The organism is Amycolatopsis sp. NPDC043887 (assembly GCF_056435665.1).
In genome coordinates this window covers 55989-72176 of record NZ_JBWKEB010000006.1, presented here as the reverse complement: position 1 = coordinate 72176, position 16188 = coordinate 55989, and the positions used below count along the sequence as shown (strand labels likewise).

16 protein-coding genes and 1 pseudogene are annotated in these 16188 nt (G+C 68.4%); 8 read left to right on the top strand and 9 right to left on the bottom strand.

Annotated elements, in window-relative coordinates; genetic code table 11:
- Positions 1-18: 18 nt before the first annotated feature.
- Entirely contained in the window at positions 19-1674 is a 1656-nt protein-coding gene (locus tag AC069H_RS17375) for a glutamate--tRNA ligase (protein ID WP_478232977.1), read from the bottom strand.
- 171 nt (positions 1675-1845) lie between these two features.
- Between AC069H_RS17375 and AC069H_RS17370 the strand changes: the two genes are divergently transcribed.
- The 3 genes from AC069H_RS17370 to AC069H_RS17360 are packed head-to-tail and all read left to right on the top strand — an operon-like array spanning position 1846 to position 5358.
- A complete protein-coding gene (locus AC069H_RS17370) occupies positions 1846-3066 on the top strand; it encodes a hypothetical protein (RefSeq protein WP_478232976.1) in 1221 nt (406 codons plus the stop codon).
- A complete protein-coding gene (locus AC069H_RS17365; protein ID WP_478232975.1) occupies positions 3063-4598 on the top strand; it encodes a vWA domain-containing protein in 1536 nt (511 codons plus the stop codon). Before AC069H_RS17370 ends, AC069H_RS17365 begins: the two co-directional genes overlap by 4 nt.
- Entirely contained in the window at positions 4585-5358 is a 774-nt protein-coding gene (locus AC069H_RS17360; RefSeq protein ID WP_478229599.1) for a hypothetical protein, read from the top strand. Before AC069H_RS17365 ends, AC069H_RS17360 begins: the two co-directional genes overlap by 14 nt.
- On the opposite strand, the pseudogene AC069H_RS17355 reads toward AC069H_RS17360, so the two are convergent.
- A pseudogene (locus tag AC069H_RS17355) lies at positions 5334-5888 on the bottom strand (MBL fold metallo-hydrolase); the annotation flags it as partial. The gene AC069H_RS17360 and the pseudogene AC069H_RS17355 overlap by 25 nt on opposite strands.
- 241 nt (positions 5889-6129) lie before the next feature.
- On the opposite strand from AC069H_RS17355, the gene AC069H_RS17350 reads away from it, so the two are divergent.
- From AC069H_RS17350 to AC069H_RS17340, 3 genes are read left to right on the top strand one after another with little or no spacing between them, the layout of a single operon-like run.
- A complete protein-coding gene (locus AC069H_RS17350; protein ID WP_478232974.1) occupies positions 6130-7023 on the top strand; it encodes an MBL fold metallo-hydrolase in 894 nt (297 codons plus the stop codon).
- 9 nt (positions 7024-7032) lie between these two features.
- Entirely contained in the window at positions 7033-7461 is a 429-nt protein-coding gene (locus tag AC069H_RS17345) for a winged helix-turn-helix transcriptional regulator (protein ID WP_478232973.1), read from the top strand.
- Between the two features lie 29 nt (positions 7462-7490).
- Positions 7491-7907, top strand: a complete 417-nt coding sequence (locus tag AC069H_RS17340; protein WP_478229596.1) for a hypothetical protein — start codon at positions 7491-7493, stop codon at positions 7905-7907.
- A gap of 1 nt (position 7908) precedes the next feature.
- Here the strand turns inward: AC069H_RS17340 and AC069H_RS17335 are convergent, their stop codons facing one another.
- Genes AC069H_RS17335 through AC069H_RS17320 form a run of 4 tightly spaced genes read right to left on the bottom strand, consistent with a single transcriptional unit; the run spans position 7909 to position 9863 of the window.
- The gene (locus AC069H_RS17335; RefSeq protein ID WP_478229595.1) at positions 7909-8235 is read right to left on the bottom strand and encodes a DUF3140 domain-containing protein; all 327 of its coding nucleotides are present in this window, start codon (positions 8233-8235) and stop codon (positions 7909-7911) included.
- Entirely contained in the window at positions 8232-8441 is a 210-nt protein-coding gene (locus tag AC069H_RS17330) for a hypervirulence associated TUDOR domain-containing protein (protein WP_340688244.1), read from the bottom strand. The genes AC069H_RS17335 and AC069H_RS17330 overlap by 4 nt, the downstream gene beginning before the upstream one ends.
- Complete coding sequence (locus AC069H_RS17325) at positions 8438-8920, bottom strand: MSMEG_6728 family protein (protein ID WP_478232972.1); 483 nt, start codon at positions 8918-8920, stop codon at positions 8438-8440. Before AC069H_RS17325 ends, AC069H_RS17330 begins: the two co-directional genes overlap by 4 nt.
- A gap of 37 nt (positions 8921-8957) precedes the next feature.
- Positions 8958-9863, bottom strand: a complete 906-nt coding sequence (locus tag AC069H_RS17320) for a glutaminase (RefSeq protein ID WP_478232971.1) — start codon at positions 9861-9863, stop codon at positions 8958-8960.
- Between the two features lie 170 nt (positions 9864-10033).
- On the opposite strand from AC069H_RS17320, the gene AC069H_RS17315 reads away from it, so the two are divergent.
- On the top strand, positions 10034-11422 hold the full coding sequence (locus tag AC069H_RS17315) for an amino acid permease (protein WP_478232970.1): 1389 nt from the start codon (positions 10034-10036) through the stop codon (positions 11420-11422).
- A gap of 61 nt (positions 11423-11483) precedes the next feature.
- Here the strand turns inward: AC069H_RS17315 and AC069H_RS17310 are convergent, their stop codons facing one another.
- A complete protein-coding gene (locus AC069H_RS17310) occupies positions 11484-12968 on the bottom strand; it encodes a CoA-acylating methylmalonate-semialdehyde dehydrogenase (protein ID WP_478232969.1) in 1485 nt (494 codons plus the stop codon).
- Between the two features lie 20 nt (positions 12969-12988).
- The gene (locus tag AC069H_RS17305; protein ID WP_478229590.1) at positions 12989-13858 is read right to left on the bottom strand and encodes a Cgl0159 family (beta/alpha)8-fold protein; all 870 of its coding nucleotides are present in this window, start codon (positions 13856-13858) and stop codon (positions 12989-12991) included.
- A 109-nt stretch (positions 13859-13967) separates the two neighbouring features.
- Here AC069H_RS17305 and AC069H_RS17300 point away from each other — a divergent pair, with 109 nt between their 5' ends.
- Positions 13968-14717 carry a GntR family transcriptional regulator gene (locus tag AC069H_RS17300; RefSeq protein WP_478229589.1) on the top strand — a complete coding sequence of 250 codons (750 nt, stop codon included), beginning with the start codon at positions 13968-13970 and terminating at the stop codon, positions 14715-14717.
- Here the strand turns inward: AC069H_RS17300 and AC069H_RS17295 are convergent.
- Positions 14697-16142: an APC family permease gene (locus AC069H_RS17295; RefSeq protein ID WP_478232968.1), complete on the bottom strand. Its 1446-nt coding sequence runs from the start codon at positions 16140-16142 to the stop codon at positions 14697-14699. The two genes, AC069H_RS17300 and AC069H_RS17295, sit on opposite strands and share 21 nt — an antisense overlap.
- Positions 16143-16188 lie beyond the last annotated feature (46 nt).

Genomic DNA, 16188 nt, shown 5'->3' with positions numbered 1-16188 from the left:
GTCCTTACCACTCACGAGTCACTCGCCAACGAGACCGGAGAACCGGCCCAGCGTCTCCTCGCGCCCCAGCGCCTGGGTGATCGCGTGCAGGTCCGGGCTCCGGGTCGAGCCCGTGATCGCGATCCGGATGATCTGCGAGGCCTCGCGAATGGAGCCCGGGAAGCCTTCGGGGTTCTTCTTGAACTCCTTGGCGTTCTTCGCGAAACCGTGCTTCGCCGCGACCTCGCGGATCTGCTGGAACCATTCCTGACCATCGTCGAGCTGCTGGTAGTTCTCGACGAAGTCCCGTGCCACGGCCCGGACGACCTCGGAGTCGACGCCGAGGGCGGCGATCCGCTCGTCGTCAGCGCTCGCGACGGCGGCGTGCAGCTGCGGGAAGAAGAAGCCGTAGACGGCGCGGAACTCGCTCCACTTCTTCAGGTCCTTGCGTGGGTTCTCGGCGCCGTCACGCTCGACGGCGAGCGCGCGGAGCGCGAGGTCCGGCTCGGCGTCGAGGACGGCCCGTAGCTCGGGGTCGAACCGCTCCGCCCAGCCGCGGACCTCTTCGAGGATCTCGGCGCCGGTCAGCGTGGCGATGTGGTCGGCCGAGATGTCGTCGAGTTTGACCAGGTCGACGAGCGGGCCGGCGACACCGCATTCGTCGAGGTTGATCGGCTCGGCCAGTGCCTGGTCGAGCGGCATCTCGGCGAGACGGCCGTTGGCGAGGCCACGCAGGTAGTAGAGGACGGCCTTGGTGGGGTAGCCGGACTCGATGTAGAAGTCGACGCTCGCTTCCGGGTCCTTGCGCTTCGACAGCTTGCGCTTGCTGCCGCCCTCCTGCTTCATCAGCGGCGCGATGTGCGCGTACGTGATCGGCTCGAAGCCGAGCGCGTCGAACAACTGCTGGTGCACCGGCACCGACGAGATCCACTCGTCGCCGCGGATGACCAGGTTGACGCGCATGAGGTGGTCGTCGACGGCGTGCGCGAAGTGGTAGGTCGGCAGCCGGGGGCTCTGGTCGGAGCTCTTGAGGATGACGACGTCGTTGCGGTTGGCCTCGGCCTCCAGCGGGCCGCGGATGGCGTCGGTGAAGCGGGCGCGGGCGCCGGTGTCGTCGGGCGCGCGGAAGCGCACGACGTACGGGTCTCCGGCGTCGAGCTTGGCCTGGACGTCGGCGGGGTCGGCGTCGCGCCAGATGGCCCACGAGCCGTAGTAGCCGGTCGGCAGCTTCGTCGCCTGCTGCCGGGCGGTGATCGCCGCCAGTTCGTCCTTGGTGGCGAAGTCGAGGTACGCGCGGCCGGCGCGGAGCAGGTGACGGACGTAGGTCAGGTAGATCTGCTCGCGCTCGGACTGCTGGTACGGACCGTAGTCGCCGCCGCGGTGGATGTCCTCGTCGGCGACGAGGTCGAAGTAGGCGAACCCGCGCTCGAACTGGTCGATGGCGCCTTCGACCTCGCGGGACCGGTCGGTGTCCTCGACCCGGACGAGGTAGCGGCCGCCGCTGCGGCGGGCGACGTCCTGGTCGATGGTGGCGACGTAGACGCCGCCGATGTGGACGAAGCCGGTCGGCGAGGGGCCGAAACGGGTGACCAGGGCACCCTCGGGGAGCGCGCGGGCGGGATAACGCTGTTCCCAGTGCTCGGGCTCGGGCAGGTCGGCGGGGAAGAGGGCGTCGATGACTGCTCGGTCCAGCATGGCGGTTCAGATCTCCCGGCGTCGTGGTGCATGGCGGTTTTCGCCACCGAAGAGCCTAACCGCCCGGCCTTCCGGCCTGGTGAGGGTGGTCCCGAAGCCGGATCGAGACGTGCTTTTCCGTCGGTGCACCCCGGTAAAATAGGCCTTGCCGGACATTCGGGGAGGAAATCGGTGACCACCGATAGCTCGCTTCGTGAAGAACCCCAGCTCACCATCCGACCAAAGCCCTCGGCGTTCTTTCTGCGCCGTCGTTTTCTCCGCACTTTCGGGCCCGCGCTGGTACTGGCCGTCAGCGGCCTGATCGTCCTGCTCGTGAGCGGCACCGTCGTGGTGCCGTTCCAGCAGACGCTGGTCCTGCGCGGCAAGATGGGCTCCAAATCGGATCTCTTCGAGGACGCGAAAGTCCAGGAAATCCTGATGCGTCACCACATCCGGGTCCACGTGACCAGGACGGGATCGCGGGACATCGCCACGCACGACCTCAGCCAGTACGACTTCGTGTTCCTGTCGGGCGAGCCCGCCGCGAGCCTCGTCCGGCGGTCCAGGGCCAACGAGTGGACGGGCAGCGCACGGCAGCCGTTCACCAGCCCGATCGTCCTCGCAACGTACCGTCGTTACGCGGAAACGCTGCTGGGCAAAGGGATCGCGGCGAAGCCGCCAGGTCAGGACCTCTACTACACGCTGGACACCGACAAGTTCATCCAGGTGATGAAGCGGGGTGAGACCTGGGATTCGCTGGGCGTCCGGGACCACGGCGCCGCGAACGGCAACCGGGTGCTGGCGCAGACCTCGAACATCTGTGACTCGAATTCGGGCGCGACGTACCTGATCTTGCTGGCGTTCCTGGAGAACGGCCGTCAGGTCCCGGTCGTCGATCCGCGGCCGGCCGGGCCGCCGAACCTTTCGAACGCGAAGGAGCTGGCCGCCCGGGTCAAACCCCTCGTGGCGGCGCAAGGCTTCCCGTCGGCGGATCTGTCGGAGTCCTACGCGAACCTGGCCGAGGGCGACAAGCCGATCGTCGTCATCTACGAGCATCAGTACCTCGCCATGCAGCTGCGGGCCAAGGCGCAGAGCGGGCAGCCGGACCACGACCGGGTGCTGCTGTACCCGAAGGACAACATCCTGACGAAACCGCAGTTCCTCGCCCTGAAGCCGGAAGCGGAGCGGCTGGGCGAACTGATCACCTTCGATCCCGATCTGCAGCGCCGCGCGATGGAGCTCGGCTTCGGCGTCGCGACCCCCGCGGGCAGCACGAAGAGCGCGCGGCTGTACGACTTCCTGCGCGGACAGGGCCTGCCGACCCCGGAGATCGCGGACAACGACAGCACCACGCCGCTGCCGGACAATCTGGTGCTGGAAGAGATGATCAAGACGGTCGGGGACTGCCCGTGAAGCGGCTGCTCGCGGTCCTGTGCTGCCTGCTCCTGGTGGTCGCCGCCTGTACGAGCGGCGGCCAGAAGGTGAAACTGCGCGTGCTGGCCAGTTCCGAACTGGCCGACCTCGGCCCGATTCTCGACGACCTTCGCGGGGAAACGGGAATCGAACTGGAAATGGATTTCCGGGGAACCGTCGACGCGAGCAGTTCCCTCACGCCGGGGAAGGCGACGCACGATCTCGCCTGGCTTTCCACCGACCGGTATTTCCAGCTCAAGTACCGGCAATCGGGCGACAAGGGGGAACGGCCGCTCGCGACCAAGACCATGGTGTCGCCGGTCATCGTCGGGATCACCCCGGCGAAGGCGGCGGAACTGCGCCGCGGCAAACCGGACGGCAAGCTCTCGTGGGCGGATCTGGCGGACGCGGCCGCGGGCGGCGGCTTCCGGTTCGCGATGGCGGATCCGGCCAAGTCGACCAGCGGGCTCACCTCGCTCGTGGGGGTGGCGACGGCCGCCGCGGGCACCGGTGCCGCGTTGCGCCTCCAGGACGTCGAATGCGACAAGCTCCAGGGCTTCCGCACCGGGCACGCGCTCACGGCGGACACGTCGGCCGCGGTGGCCGAGCGGTTCGCCGAGCGCCAGGACGTGGACGCGATCATCGGGTACGAGTCCACGCTGCTCTCGCTCAACGCGAGCGGCAGGCTCAAGACGCCGCTGGAGCTGGTGTACCCGCGTGACGGCATCGTCCAGTCCGACTACCCGGTCCTGCTGCTCGACCCGGCCAAGCGGGAGGTGTACGACAAGGTCGTCTCCTGGCTCAGGAGCCCGGCGACGCAGAAGAAACTGATGGAAAGGACCCTCCGGCGGCCGATCACCGGCGACGTGGGGCTGGATCCGAGGCTGCCGGCCTCGATCGGGAACTCGCTGTACTTCCCCGACGAACAGGCCGTCGTGGACAAACTCCTCGCCGATTACGTGGCCACCGCCGGCCGCGCTCCCGGGCGGGTGATCTTCGTGCTGGACTTCTCCGGTTCGATGAAGGGACCGAGGATCGCCGCGCTCCGGGCGACCTTCGCCGGGCTGAGCGGCGGACCGGACGGCGGGTTCGACCGCTTCTACCGCGGCGAGCGGCTCACGGTCCTGCGTTTCGGCGGGAAGATACTGGGGGACAGGGAGTTCACCGTCGGCGGACCCCAGGATCTCGACGCGCTGCGGGCCTTCATCGCCGCCGACGAATTCGACGGCAGCACCGCGGTCTGGTCGGCGCTCGGAGAGGCTTACGCGAAGGCTGGCGCCCATCGCCGTGCCGAACCGGACCGGAGCGTCTCGATCGTGCTGATGACCGACGGCGAGAGCAACACCGGGCCGGGCATCGAAGAATTCCTGCGCGCGCCGAGGGATCCGGGCGTGCACACGTACGCCATCCGGTACGGCGAGGCCGATCCCGCCGAACTGGAGCGCGCGGCCGTGGCCACCGGTGGCCGGATGGTCGACGCGAACGCGACATCCCTGCTCAAGGCCTTCAAGGAGATCCGTGGCTGCCGATAATCTGTGGTGGGACGTCTGGGGACTGTGGCTCGCGGTCTGGGTGCTGACCGCGGTCGCCTTCCTCGTCGCGGTCGTCGTTTTCGTGCGGCACTGGCGCCGTGCGCGTTCCGATGGCGATCAGGGCATGATCCGGGGCATCGGCTTCTACCTGCACACGAAATCCGTGATGGGCCTGTATCAGTTGCATCGCTACAACGAGGCGCTGGAACAGGAGGTGGAGAAGCGGAAGAGCCGCGGCTGGCGGTTCTGGGGCTCGACCGGATTCGGCCCGCTCAAAGGGGAATCGGAGCGCACCGACACCGACGAGGAGTTCCGGCGGTACATCCGCAAGGCCGAGCCGATCACCGTGATCGGCATCGTGATGAAGGTGCTGGAGAAGCACCACGACATCATCTACGTGGATCTGGCGAAGCAGGAACTGGTCCACAACCGGGCGCTGGTGAAGGAACTCGGCTGGGCCGACGGCCCCGAGAGCACCCGGCAGCTCAAGACCCGGCTGAGGGGTGTCGAGGCGTTCGTCTCCGTGAAGGGCCTGTTCCGTAAACGCTCCCAGACCGACACCGAGACGGTTTTCGTCGCGCCGTACGGCAATCCGGACGATCCGGAGCGCAGCAGGCGGATCCGCTTCACCTGCGTCACCAGCGACCTGCGGGACACCGCGCCCGCCGGTGCGTTCCGGGCGCGGTGTCTCGGCAAGGTCGAGGACTGGGACCCCGAAACCGGTGAGCTCGTCGTTCACCCCATCGCGATCTTCAAATGATCTTCCCCGGCGTCGGCGCAGAAGCACCCGACGCCCTTCGCTATCCAGTCCCGGCCTTCCCACTCCGGGTGGCGTTCGATCATCAGCGCTTCGATCTCCGCGGCGATGGTCTCTTCGAGGAGGGACGAGTCGCGCCGCGTCCAGGTCTCGTCGCGCAGGAGTTCGAGGTACTCGCGGACGTCGGTGACGATCCGGCGTCCGGAGACTTCACCGTGGCCGGGGACGACGATGTCCGGCCCTGCGGCGGTCAGCCGTCGCAGGACCTCGATCCAGCGCGGTCCCGAGACGTCGGTGTCGTACGCCGGGAACCACGGGAAGGTCGAGAACTGGCCCGCCTCGACCAGGTCCCCGGTGAACAGCACGCCCGCGTCGGGCACGGTCACCACCTGGTCGCCCTTGCTGTGGGCGCGTCCGGTGGCCTCCAGTCGCACCACCCGTCCGCCGAGGTCGAGTTCGTACGCGTCGTCGTAGACCACGTCCGGGGTGACCAGGGTGACGCCGTCCAGCGCCCGTGCGACCGGGGCGCCGAGCGCGCCCCTCGGGCACGCACTGCCCGACGGGCTCACCTGGGTGCCGCTGACCGACATGCCCCCGAGTCCGCTGGTCGTCGCCTGGGTGACCGCGCAGGAGAACCCGCTGATCCGCTCGTTCGCGCGGATCGCCGTGGAAAGCCACCGCTAGACCGCACTTGCAAGTGCGTACTTCCCTCCGGAGAGCCGCTCCCCGAAAGTGAGTACAGCTTCGCTCACCATCCACAAGGGAGTCCACTTCATGTCGAGACCCGCTGCCAGGTCCCGGATCCAGGTCGGCCGGACCACCGTCACCTACCTGCCTGACGGGCATGCCTGGCTCAACCCCGCCGTTTTCCTGCCGTCGAGTGTCCCGTCCGGCTGGGCGGCCCACGACGCGTTTCTCGACGAACGCGGCTGGTTCCCGGTCAGCATCGGCTCCTTCCTGATCAGCGTCGGAGACCGGGCCATCCTGGTGGACCTGGGGCTCGGCGCGGCCGAGTTCACCCTGCCCGGTGCCGCCGAGTTCCACGGCGGCGGTCTGCTCGACGCCCTGGCCGCGGAGGGCCTGACACCCGAAGACGTCGACACCGTGATCTACACGCATCTGCACCACGACCACGTCGGCTGGACGACGAACGTTCCGCCCACACCGGACGGCGCGGGCGGGCCGGTGACCGGGCTGACCTTTCCGGCGGCGCGGCATCTCGTCAGCGAGCGCGAATGGGCGCACTGGTCCGGCAAGAACGACCCGGTCGGTCCGGATCCGCTCGCGGTGCAGCGTCCGCTGGCCGAGGTGATCGGTTTCTTCGGCGACGGCGACAACATCGCGCCAGGGGTGCGGATACTCGCCACGCCGGGGCACACGCCCGGCCACAGCAGCCTCGTGGTCACCGATCCGGCCGAGGAGGATCCCCGCCGCGTCGTCGTGCTCGGCGACGTCATGCACTGCCAGGTGCAGATCACCGAAAGCCACTGGACGTTCGCGTTCGACGTCGATCCAGTGGAGGGCGTCGCCACCCGCGAGCACCTGCTGAAGGAGATCGAGGACGACCGGACGATCCTCGCCGGCGGGCATTTCGCCGGACAGGTGTTCGGCCGGGTCCTGCCGCCCGCGATGCGCCGGATCCGGGCCGCCGGCCCGGCCACCGGATAGCGTCGCGGCATGCCGGAACCACCACGCCGCCGTCCCCGTCCAGGCACTCCAGGCCAAGTTCTGGCCTGGTTGCCGGACGGGCGGCCCGCCGACGTGTACAGCGCGCCCTGCCCCTCCCGACAGGTGCTGGACCGCATCGCGGACAAATGGACCGCGCTCATCGTCGGCTGCCTCTCCATGGGGACCAAGCGCTACAGCGAACTGCGCGCCGCGATCGACGGGGTCAGCGAGAAGATGCTCACGCAGACCCTGCGCGGCCTCGAACGCGACGGGTTGGTCACGCGCACCGTGCATCCGACGGTGCCGCCCAAGGTCGAGTACACGTTGACCGAGCTCGGCCGCACTCTCACCGCGCCGTTGGCGGTGATCCGGGACTGGGCCGAATCCCATATCAACGAGATCAACGACGCCAGGACGCGGTACGACGCCGAGGTGTAGAAACACCGGCTCCGGGGCATTCATCGGGCATGCCGGACTCATCCTCGGAACCCGACGACGCGACCGTCGACGCCGTCGGAAAGCTGGTCTTCGCCCTCGAAACGGTCGAGCAGGCGCGAGGTCACCTGTACGCCTTCCATCACCTCACGGGGACAGCCGACTTCGCGCTCGGCGAGGCCGTCGAGGGCCTCCGCAAGGCCGGGCACGCCGAGTGGGCGGAGCGGATCGAGACCGAGCTGATCGGGCTCAACGTCTTGCCGGAGCGGTGGACCTTTCAGCTGATCGAGGAGTACGACGACGGCTACTACGCGGCTTTTCGGGGGATGACGCGCGACGTCGCCGACGACCTGACCGGCGGACGGCGGCACCTGCACGAAGAACGCATCAAGCGGCGACGGCGCACCGAGGGACGGCCGGGCCACGAGATGGGGCGGCCGAGCGGCTGAACTACTTGCAGGGGTCGTGCCCCCAGTTCATCAGCGAATACCGCCAGGTCGTGTTCTCGACGTCGCCGGACGGTCGCTGCGCGAGGTGCCGGTGCACGTAGCCGACCACCTTGCGCATGTGCTGTTCGTCCTTTTCGGAGAGTTCCGCCTTCTTGGTGCGCAGGATCGTGACGATCCGGCGGCCTGACTCGTGGCCGACCGACTCGCCTCCGTCCTTGTGCTGCCCCGCTCGGCGGGACTCGTCGGTCGTCAGCCACTTCTCGAGTTCCGCCGCGGTCATGTTGACCGCTTCGCCGAACTCGGTCCGGATGTCCTTGTCTTCGCTCACAGCTTCTCCAGTGCCTCGGGCTTGTGCACCGCTTCGCCGCCGCTCTTGTCACTGCGCACCAGGTATTGCGGCTCCTCCTTGGACGCGCGCACGGTGCGGCCGCCCGCCTCTGTGTCGGAGGTGATCTCCTTCAGGACTTCACCTTCGGCGTGCCCGCCGTGACTGTTCCAGCGGACCTTGTCGCCTTTGCGGAATCGCTCGGTCATCGCACTCCTTCTCGTCGTGGACGGTCCGACGCGGGCCAGACGTAGGGCAGGTCGTCGGGGACGTCCGGGAAACTCGCGCGGTAGTGCTCGGGTTGTTTGCGGACGAGCGCGGACTGGTGGCTGCGGTGGAAGTCCGTGTCGCCGAGCCAGGGTGGAAGCTCTTTCGCCTCCGCGAGCCGGTCCTGGGCGCGGATCCGGTCCAGTCCGGTGGTGCGGAGCAGATCCAGCCGCAGTGTTTCGCGGCAGGTGTCCTGGCGGCCGGTCTCGCACCAGACCTCGCAGATGTCCAAGCCGTACCGGACGAGCGCTTCCTCGTAGCCCGCCCACATCGCCGCGGCCGGATGGTGCCGCCAGCCGTACCCCGGCACCGTCAGCGCGCGCAGCACCTGGATCGTCTCGACCCGCTGCTTTCCGAGCCTCCGCTGGTCGAGGACGGAAGCGGAGGCCCGGAAGTCGGCGAACGGGAGAAACGTCTGCACACCGGCGGCTTCCCGCGTCGTCGCGGGTTCAAACCGATCAGAAGATCGACCAGCCGGTCAGGGTGGTGAACCGGTCCAGCGCCGCGACACCCGCCACGGAGTTGCCGCGCGGGTCCAGTCCCGGGCTCCACACGCAGATCGCGCACCGGCCGGGGACGATCGCGACGATGCCGCCGCCGACCCCGCTTTTGCCGGGAAGCCCGACACGATAGGCGAATTCGCCCGCGGCGTCGTAGGTGCCGCAAGTCAGCATCACCGCGTTGACCCGCTTGGCCGCGCTCCGCTCGAGCAGCCTGGAACCGTCGTTGCGCACGCCGTGTCGGGCGAGGAATACCGCAGCGCGCGCGACGTCGCCGCAGTTCATCGCGATCGAGCACTGGCGCACGTACTGATCGAGGACGGCGGGCACCGGATGACGCATGTTCTTGTACGACGCCATGAAATACGCGAGCGCGCGGTTGCGGTCGGCGTGGGCGGCCTCCGACGCGGCCACCTCGGCGTCGATCCCGATGTCGGCGCGGCCGCTTTCCTCGCGGAGGAACCGAAGCAGTGTCTCCGCCGCGTCGCCGTGGTGCGCCAGTTCGTCGGTCACCACGAGCGCGCCGGCGTTGATGAAGGGATTGCGGGGGATCCCGTCCTCGTTCTCCAGCTGGACCAGCGAGTTGAACGGGTTGCCGGACGGCTCGCGGCCCACCCGTTCCCACACCCCGTCGCCGTGGGAGAGCGCGAGCGCCAGGGTGAAGACCTTCGACATGCTCTGGATGGAGAACGGCGTCTCCCAGTCGCCGACGCCGTGCACCCCACCGTCCACTTCGGCCACCGCCATGCCGAACCGTCCGGGTTCGACCCTGGCCAGGGCGGGGATGTAGTCCGCGACGAAGCCGCGGCCGATCTCCGGCGCGACGTCGTCGGCGATCCGGTCCAGCAGCGCTGCGAGGTCCACGGCTGTAGCGTAGAAGCGCTCCTTCGCGCGCGAAGGTCGGGGTTCGCCGGCGAACTTGTCAAATCGAAAAGGGAAATTCCGGTAAAACCACCAGAGTGACGGTCCGCACACCTTAAGTCTTCCTTAGCACCGTTGGTGACCTGCCGCACACGCTCTAGCGTCTGGCAACCATGGATTCCTCGCTGCTCACCGAAAAAGGTGAAAGCTACTCAAAAGCACTGGGCAACCGCCAAGTGCAGATGATCGCCATCGGCGGCGCGATCGGCGTCGGGCTGTTCCTCGGTGCCGGTGGCAAGCTCCACCAGGTCGGGCCGTCTCTGGTCCTGTCGTACGCGCTCTGCGGTATCGCCGCGTACTTCGTGATGCGCGCTCTCGGTGAGCTCGTGCTGCACGAGCCGACTTCCGGCAGTTTCGTCACCTACGCCCGCAAGTTCATCGGGCCGTGGGCGGGTTTCGCCTCCGGCTGGATGTACTGGGTGAACTGGGCGATGACGGGGATCGCGGAGATCACCGCGGTGGCCATCTACGTGCACAAGTGGCTGCCCGAAGTGCCGCAGTGGATCACCGCCCTGGTCGCGCTCGGTGTGCTGATCCTGGTGAACCTGCTTTCGGTGAAACTGTTCGGCGAGCTGGAATTCTGGTTCTCGGTGGTCAAGGTGCTGGCCATCGTGGTCTTCCTGGTCACCGCGGCCGGCCTGGTGCTCACCAGCGCCGACATCGGCGGCACCACGGCGGGCGTGCACAACCTGACCGCCCACAATGGATTCTTCCCGGCCGGCATCGGCATCGCGCTGATGACCCTGCAGGCGGTCATCTTCGCGTACTCGGCGATCGAGGTCGTCGGTATCGCCGCCGGCGAGACCAAGGATGCCCGCAAGGTGCTGCCGAAGGCCATCAACGGGGTCGTCTGGCGGATCGGCGTGTTCTACGTGGGATCCGTGCTGCTGCTGGCGATGCTCCTGCCGTGGCCCTTCTACAACGGCGGCGAGAGCCCGTTCGTCACCGTGTTCAGCAGGCTCGGGATCCCGGGCATCGGCGACGTGATGAACGCGGTCGTGCTCACCGCCGCGCTGTCCAGCTGCAACTCCGGGCTCTATTCGACCGGCCGCATCCTGCGCGCACTCGCGGACAAGGGTGAGGCGCCGAAGTTCGTCGGCCGGATGAGTGGCCGCCACGTGCCGTACGGCGGCATCCTGTTCACCTCGGGCGCGTACGTGCTGGGCGTGGTGCTCAACTACCTGGTGCCGAAGGACGCCTTCGACATCGCGATCGCGATCGCCTCGCTCGGCGTGATCACCACCTGGGCGACCCTGATCTTCTGCCAGATGCGGCTGCGTCAGGCGGCGCTGCGCGGCGAGCTGGAAAGGCCGTCCTACCGGATGCCTTGGGCGCCCTACAGCGGCTGGGCGACGCTGGGCTTCCTCGCGCTGGTGGTCGTCCTGATGGGCTTCTCCGACGGTGCCGAGAAGATCGCCTTCTACTCGATCCCGGTCCTGGTCGTGGTGCTGGCGGTCGGCTGGCGGATCGTCGGGAAACGACAGCGGCAAGAGGTGCGCTGACTGATGACCCGCATTTCGTCCTCTGAATGCGTTGCCGCATTCAGAGGACGAAATGCGGTGATCAGCTGGAGGTCGGGAAGTGGAAACCGGCGGCGGAGTGCGGCCACCGCGTCGTGACGACCTTCGCCCGCGTGTAGAACCGGACGCCCGCCGGGCCGTGGATCGGGCTGTCCCCGATGAGGGAGTCCTTCCAGCCGCCGAAGGAGTAGTACGACATCGGCACCGGGATGGGCACGTTCACCCCGATCATCCCGACCTTCACCTCCCGCTGGAACCGCCGCGCCGCCTCGCCACTGCCGGTGAACACCGCGGTCCCGTTGCCGTACGGGTTCGCGTTGATCAGCGCGATCGCTTCGTCCAGCGTGGACACCCGCACGATCCCGAGCACCGGGCCGAAGATCTCGTCGCGGTAGGCGGCCATCTCGGTGGTCACATGGTCCAAAAGGGACGGTCCGACGAAGAACCCGTCCTCGTGCCCGGCGACCCGCAGCTCCCGCCCGTCGACGACCACGGTCGCGCCCTGTTCCGCGCCGAGGGTGACGGAGTCGATCACCCGTCGTCGCGCGGCCTCCGTGACCACCGGGCCCATGTCGTTGCCCGCCTCGTGGCCGGGACCGACCTTGATCTCGGCTGCCTTGCGCTCGAGGATCTCGATCAGCCCGTCACCGGCCGACCCCACGGCGACACCGATGGAGATCGCCATGCAGCGCTGCCCGGCCGAACCGAACGCGGCCGCCGTGAGATGGTTCGCGGCGTATTCCAGGTCGGCGTCGGGCAGGACGACGGCGTGGTTCTTGGCCCCGCCCAGCGCCTGCACGCGTTTGCCGGACGCCGTCGCGCGTTCGTGGACGTACTTGGCGATCGGGGTGGACCCGACGAACGACACGGCGGCGATATCGGGATGCTCCAGGATCGCGTCGACCGCGACCTTGTCCCCGTTGACCACGTTGAACACGCCGTTCGGAAGCCCCGCCTCGGCGTACAGCTCGGCGACCAGCCGGGACGCGGACGGGACCCGCTCGCTGGGCTTGAGGACGAACGTGTTGCCCGCCGCGATGGCGATCGGGTGCATCCACAGCGGCACCATGATCGGGAAGTTGAACGGCGTGATCCCGGCGACCACCCCGAGCGGCTGCCGGAACTCGTGCACGTCCACGTCCCGCGAGACCTGGTCGGAGAATCCGCCCTTCAGCGCGTCGGCGATCCCGCAGGCGTACTCGACGATCTCGCGCCCGCGGACGATCTCGCCGCGCGCGTCGTCGATCACCTTGCCGTGCTCGGCGGAGATGATCCGGGCGAGTTCGTCCTCGTGCTTCACCAGCAGCTCGCGGAAGGCGAACATCACTTTCGTCCGCTGTGACAACGACGAATCACCCCACGACTCGAACGCCTTCCCCGCGGCGGCCACCGCGGTGTCCACATCGGACGGTTCCGCGAGAAGCACCTCCGCCCGTGCGCGTCCCGCTGCCGGGTCGTACACCGGGGAGGTCCGGGTGGAGCCCGCCGTGGTCGCGGCGCCGTTGATCCAGTGGTCGATGGTCTTCACGCGTTGTCCTCCACAGGTGTTCACAGCAGTCCGACGGCCGTGTCGACGGCCTTGGCGACGTCGCCGTCGTGCGGGTAGAGCAGGGACCGGCCGACCACGAGGCCTTGCACGGTCGGCAGCGCGAGCGCGCGTTGCCAGGCGGCGAACGCGGCGTCGGGATCCTTGACCTCGCCGCCCAGCAGGACGGCGGGCAACGTCGAGGCGGCCAGCACGCGCTCCATGTCCTTCACCACCGGGAGTTTCAGCCACGTATAGGCTGACGAGCGGCCGAGTGCGGAGGCGATCGTGATCGAGCGGATCACGGAGTCGGGGGAGAGGTCGGTGCGGAGCCGTCCGTCGACCCAGTCCGCGAGGAACGGCTCGACCATCGCGATCAGTTTCCGGTCGGCCAGGTCGTTGACCGCCTTCGCGGTGTTCTCGAGGACGCTCGGCGTCGCCGGGTCGGTCAGGCAGATCCTGGTGAGCGTCTTGCCGCCGTCGAACCGCATCCGCTCGATCGTTTCGGCGTCGTAGCAGGCGAACCGGTCGTCGATCTCGAAACTCGATCCCGCGAGTCCGGTGCGGTTCATCGAGCCGATGACGGTCTTGCCGTCGAGGGCGCCGAGGAGCAGCAGGTCGTCGAGGATGTCCGGCGTCGCCAGCACGCCGGTGACCCCGGGACGTTCCAGCGCCAGGCCGAGGCGGTCGAGCAGTTCGCCGCGGTCGGCCATCGCGAGCGGGTCGGAGCCGACTCCGTTCGCGCCGCGAGCCGGATGGTCCGCGGCGATGATCATCGTGCGGCCCTTGTCGTTGAAGGGCGACTTCGCCCGGACGCGGGTCGCGGCGGCCACCGCGACGGCCCCCGGATCGCGCACCCGCGCGGTGACGATCCGGCGCACTGTGTCCGACAACTTCGTACCTCCCGGCTCGCGTGGTCCTGCGACCATCGCAAGCGGCGTGAGACTTTGTCAAGACATATGGACATAAGGTCATAGTGGCCGGTCGCGGTAGGCTCCGCGCATGAAACCCTGGGCGCCCGGCGAGATCGTGGTGGATCCGAACGGTCCGGAGCCGCTGTATTCGCAGGTCGCCCGGCAGATCGGCGCCGCCATCGAAGACGGCAGGCTGCCGAACGGCGCCAGGCTCGACAACGAGCTCGATCTGGCCGCGCGTCTGCACCTGTCGCGGCCGACCATCCGCCAGGCGATCCAGTCACTGGTCAACCAGGGGTTGCTCGTCCGCAAACGCGGTGTCGGCACGCAGGTCGTGCGCACCAAGGTCGCGCGGCCGCTCCGGCTGAGCAGCCTCTTCGACGACCTCAGCGAACTCGGCGACAAGCCGGAGTCCGTCGTCCTCGTCAACCGGATCGAACCCGCGGGCGACGACGCGATCGAGCATCTCGAGACACCGGGCCTGACCCACGTCCGGCGGCTGAAGCGGGTGCGTTCGACGGGCGGCGAGCCGCTGGCGATCATGAACAACTACCTGCCCGACGGCCTGATCGCCCCGGCCGACGACGAACTGCGGGACAAGGGCCTTTACCAGCTACTGCGCTCGGCCGGTGTCCGTCTGCACGCCGCCCAGCAGAACGTGGGGGCCCGGCAGGCGACCGAGGAGGACGCCGAACTGCTGGACGAGGAGCCGGGCGCGGCCCTGCTCACCATGCGCCGCACCACTTACGACGACTCGGGCAAGGTCGTGGAGTACGGATGGCACGTCTACCGCGCGTCGCGCTACTCGTTCAACCTCTCACTGACCAACAACGTCTGACGGTTCGCGTTCCAGGTCGGTCTCCAAGGCCGCGTACACCGAAGGACGGAACCGCCGCAGCCAGCCGGCGAGCGCGAGCCCGGCCAGCGCGACCACCAGGAGCAGCCACGGCAGGTGCGGGACGACGCCGTTGCTCGAGCCGGCGAGTGTCGGGAAGTTGAGGATCGCCAGCGTCACGATCAGCCCGAGCCCCACCGCGCCCAGCCCGGGGGCGATCAGCGTCTTCGCGACCCGGTGATCCCGCGTCCGGCGGAAGTAGACCAGAATCGCCACCGCCGCGAACAACTGCAGAGTGAGGATCCCGAGCGTGCCGAAGCCGGTCATGCTCGCGGTGAGATCGGCGACCGGGTCGAGCCCGGCGAGCCGGAACGCCAGCGCCACCAACGAACCGAAGACCAACTGGGCGATCGAGGCGTAGCGCGGCGCGCCGTTGCGCGGGCTGGTCTTGCCCAGCAGCCGTGGCAGCACGCCGACCCGGCCCAGCGCGTACAGATAGCGGGTGGCCGAATTGTGCAGCGCCAGCAGCGCCGCGAACAGGCTGACCACCAGAAGCAGCAACATCACCTTCGTCAACGGGCCGCCGAGATACTCCTGCGCGACCGACAGCACGAGGTCCCCGCTCGACAGGTGTGCGGCGGCCACGTCCTGCGCCTGCTCGGCGCCGATCGCGCTGACCACGGCCCAGGTCGTGAACGCGGCGAACACCCCGATGAACCCGATCGCGATGTAGGTCGCCCGGGGGATCGTCCGCTGGGGATCCTTGGCCTCCTCGCCGAACAGCGCCGTCGCCTCGAACCCGATGAAAGCGTTGGCGGCGAACAACAACGCCAGACCGCCCGCCCCCTGGAACACCACGGACGGGCTGAACGCGGCGAACGAGAAGCCGTGCCGGAACAGCACGCTGAAGTCCATGATCAGCAGGATCGACACTTCGAGGATCAGCGAGACACCCAGCACTTTCGCGCTGACCGCGATTCCCCGGCGGCTGAGCAGGAGGACCAGCACGACCGAAAGCGCGCTCCAGAACAGCCAATCGAGTTTCAGGCCGAAGACGTCGTCGATCGCCGTGGAGGTGAAGAACCCGCTCGTGCCGATCGCGCCCGCGACGAAACAGTTGTAGCCGAGCATCGCGACGAACCCGGCGACGAGACCCGGCGTCCTGCCCAGCCCCTTGACCACGAAGGCGTAGAAGCCGCCCGCGCTGGTGAGCACCCGCGACATCTGCGCGTAACCGACGGCGAACAGCAGCAGAACGACCGTCGCCAGCAGGAACGCCGCGACCATGCCGCCGCCGTTCCCGACCGCGATGCCGATGGCCGCGATCACGATCATCCCGGTCAAGGGCGCGACCGCGGCGAGCACGAGGAAGACGATGCCCGGCACGCCCAGTACGTTCTTGGCGAGCGACGTGTCGTCTCGGCTCATGCGGTGCTCCTCGTCTCGGCTGGACGGCCAGTATGGGAGCGGTGGG

Coding starts and splice junctions, on each gene's coding strand:
- AC069H_RS17340 (WP_478229596.1), top strand. CDS start 7,491: ATGCCGGACTCATCCTCGGAACCCGACGACGCGACCGTCGACGCCGTC.
- AC069H_RS17330 (WP_340688244.1), bottom strand. CDS start 8,441: ATGACCGAGCGATTCCGCAAAGGCGACAAGGTCCGCTGGAACAGTCAC.
- AC069H_RS17315 (WP_478232970.1), top strand. CDS start 10,034: ATGGATTCCTCGCTGCTCACCGAAAAAGGTGAAAGCTACTCAAAAGCA.
- AC069H_RS17350 (WP_478232974.1), top strand. CDS start 6,130: ATGTCGAGACCCGCTGCCAGGTCCCGGATCCAGGTCGGCCGGACCACC.
- AC069H_RS17345 (WP_478232973.1), top strand. CDS start 7,033: ATGCCGGAACCACCACGCCGCCGTCCCCGTCCAGGCACTCCAGGCCAA.
- AC069H_RS17295 (WP_478232968.1), bottom strand. CDS start 16,142: ATGAGCCGAGACGACACGTCGCTCGCCAAGAACGTACTGGGCGTGCCG.
- AC069H_RS17375 (WP_478232977.1), bottom strand. CDS start 1,674: ATGCTGGACCGAGCAGTCATCGACGCCCTCTTCCCCGCCGACCTGCCC.
- AC069H_RS17300 (WP_478229589.1), top strand. CDS start 13,968: ATGAAACCCTGGGCGCCCGGCGAGATCGTGGTGGATCCGAACGGTCCG.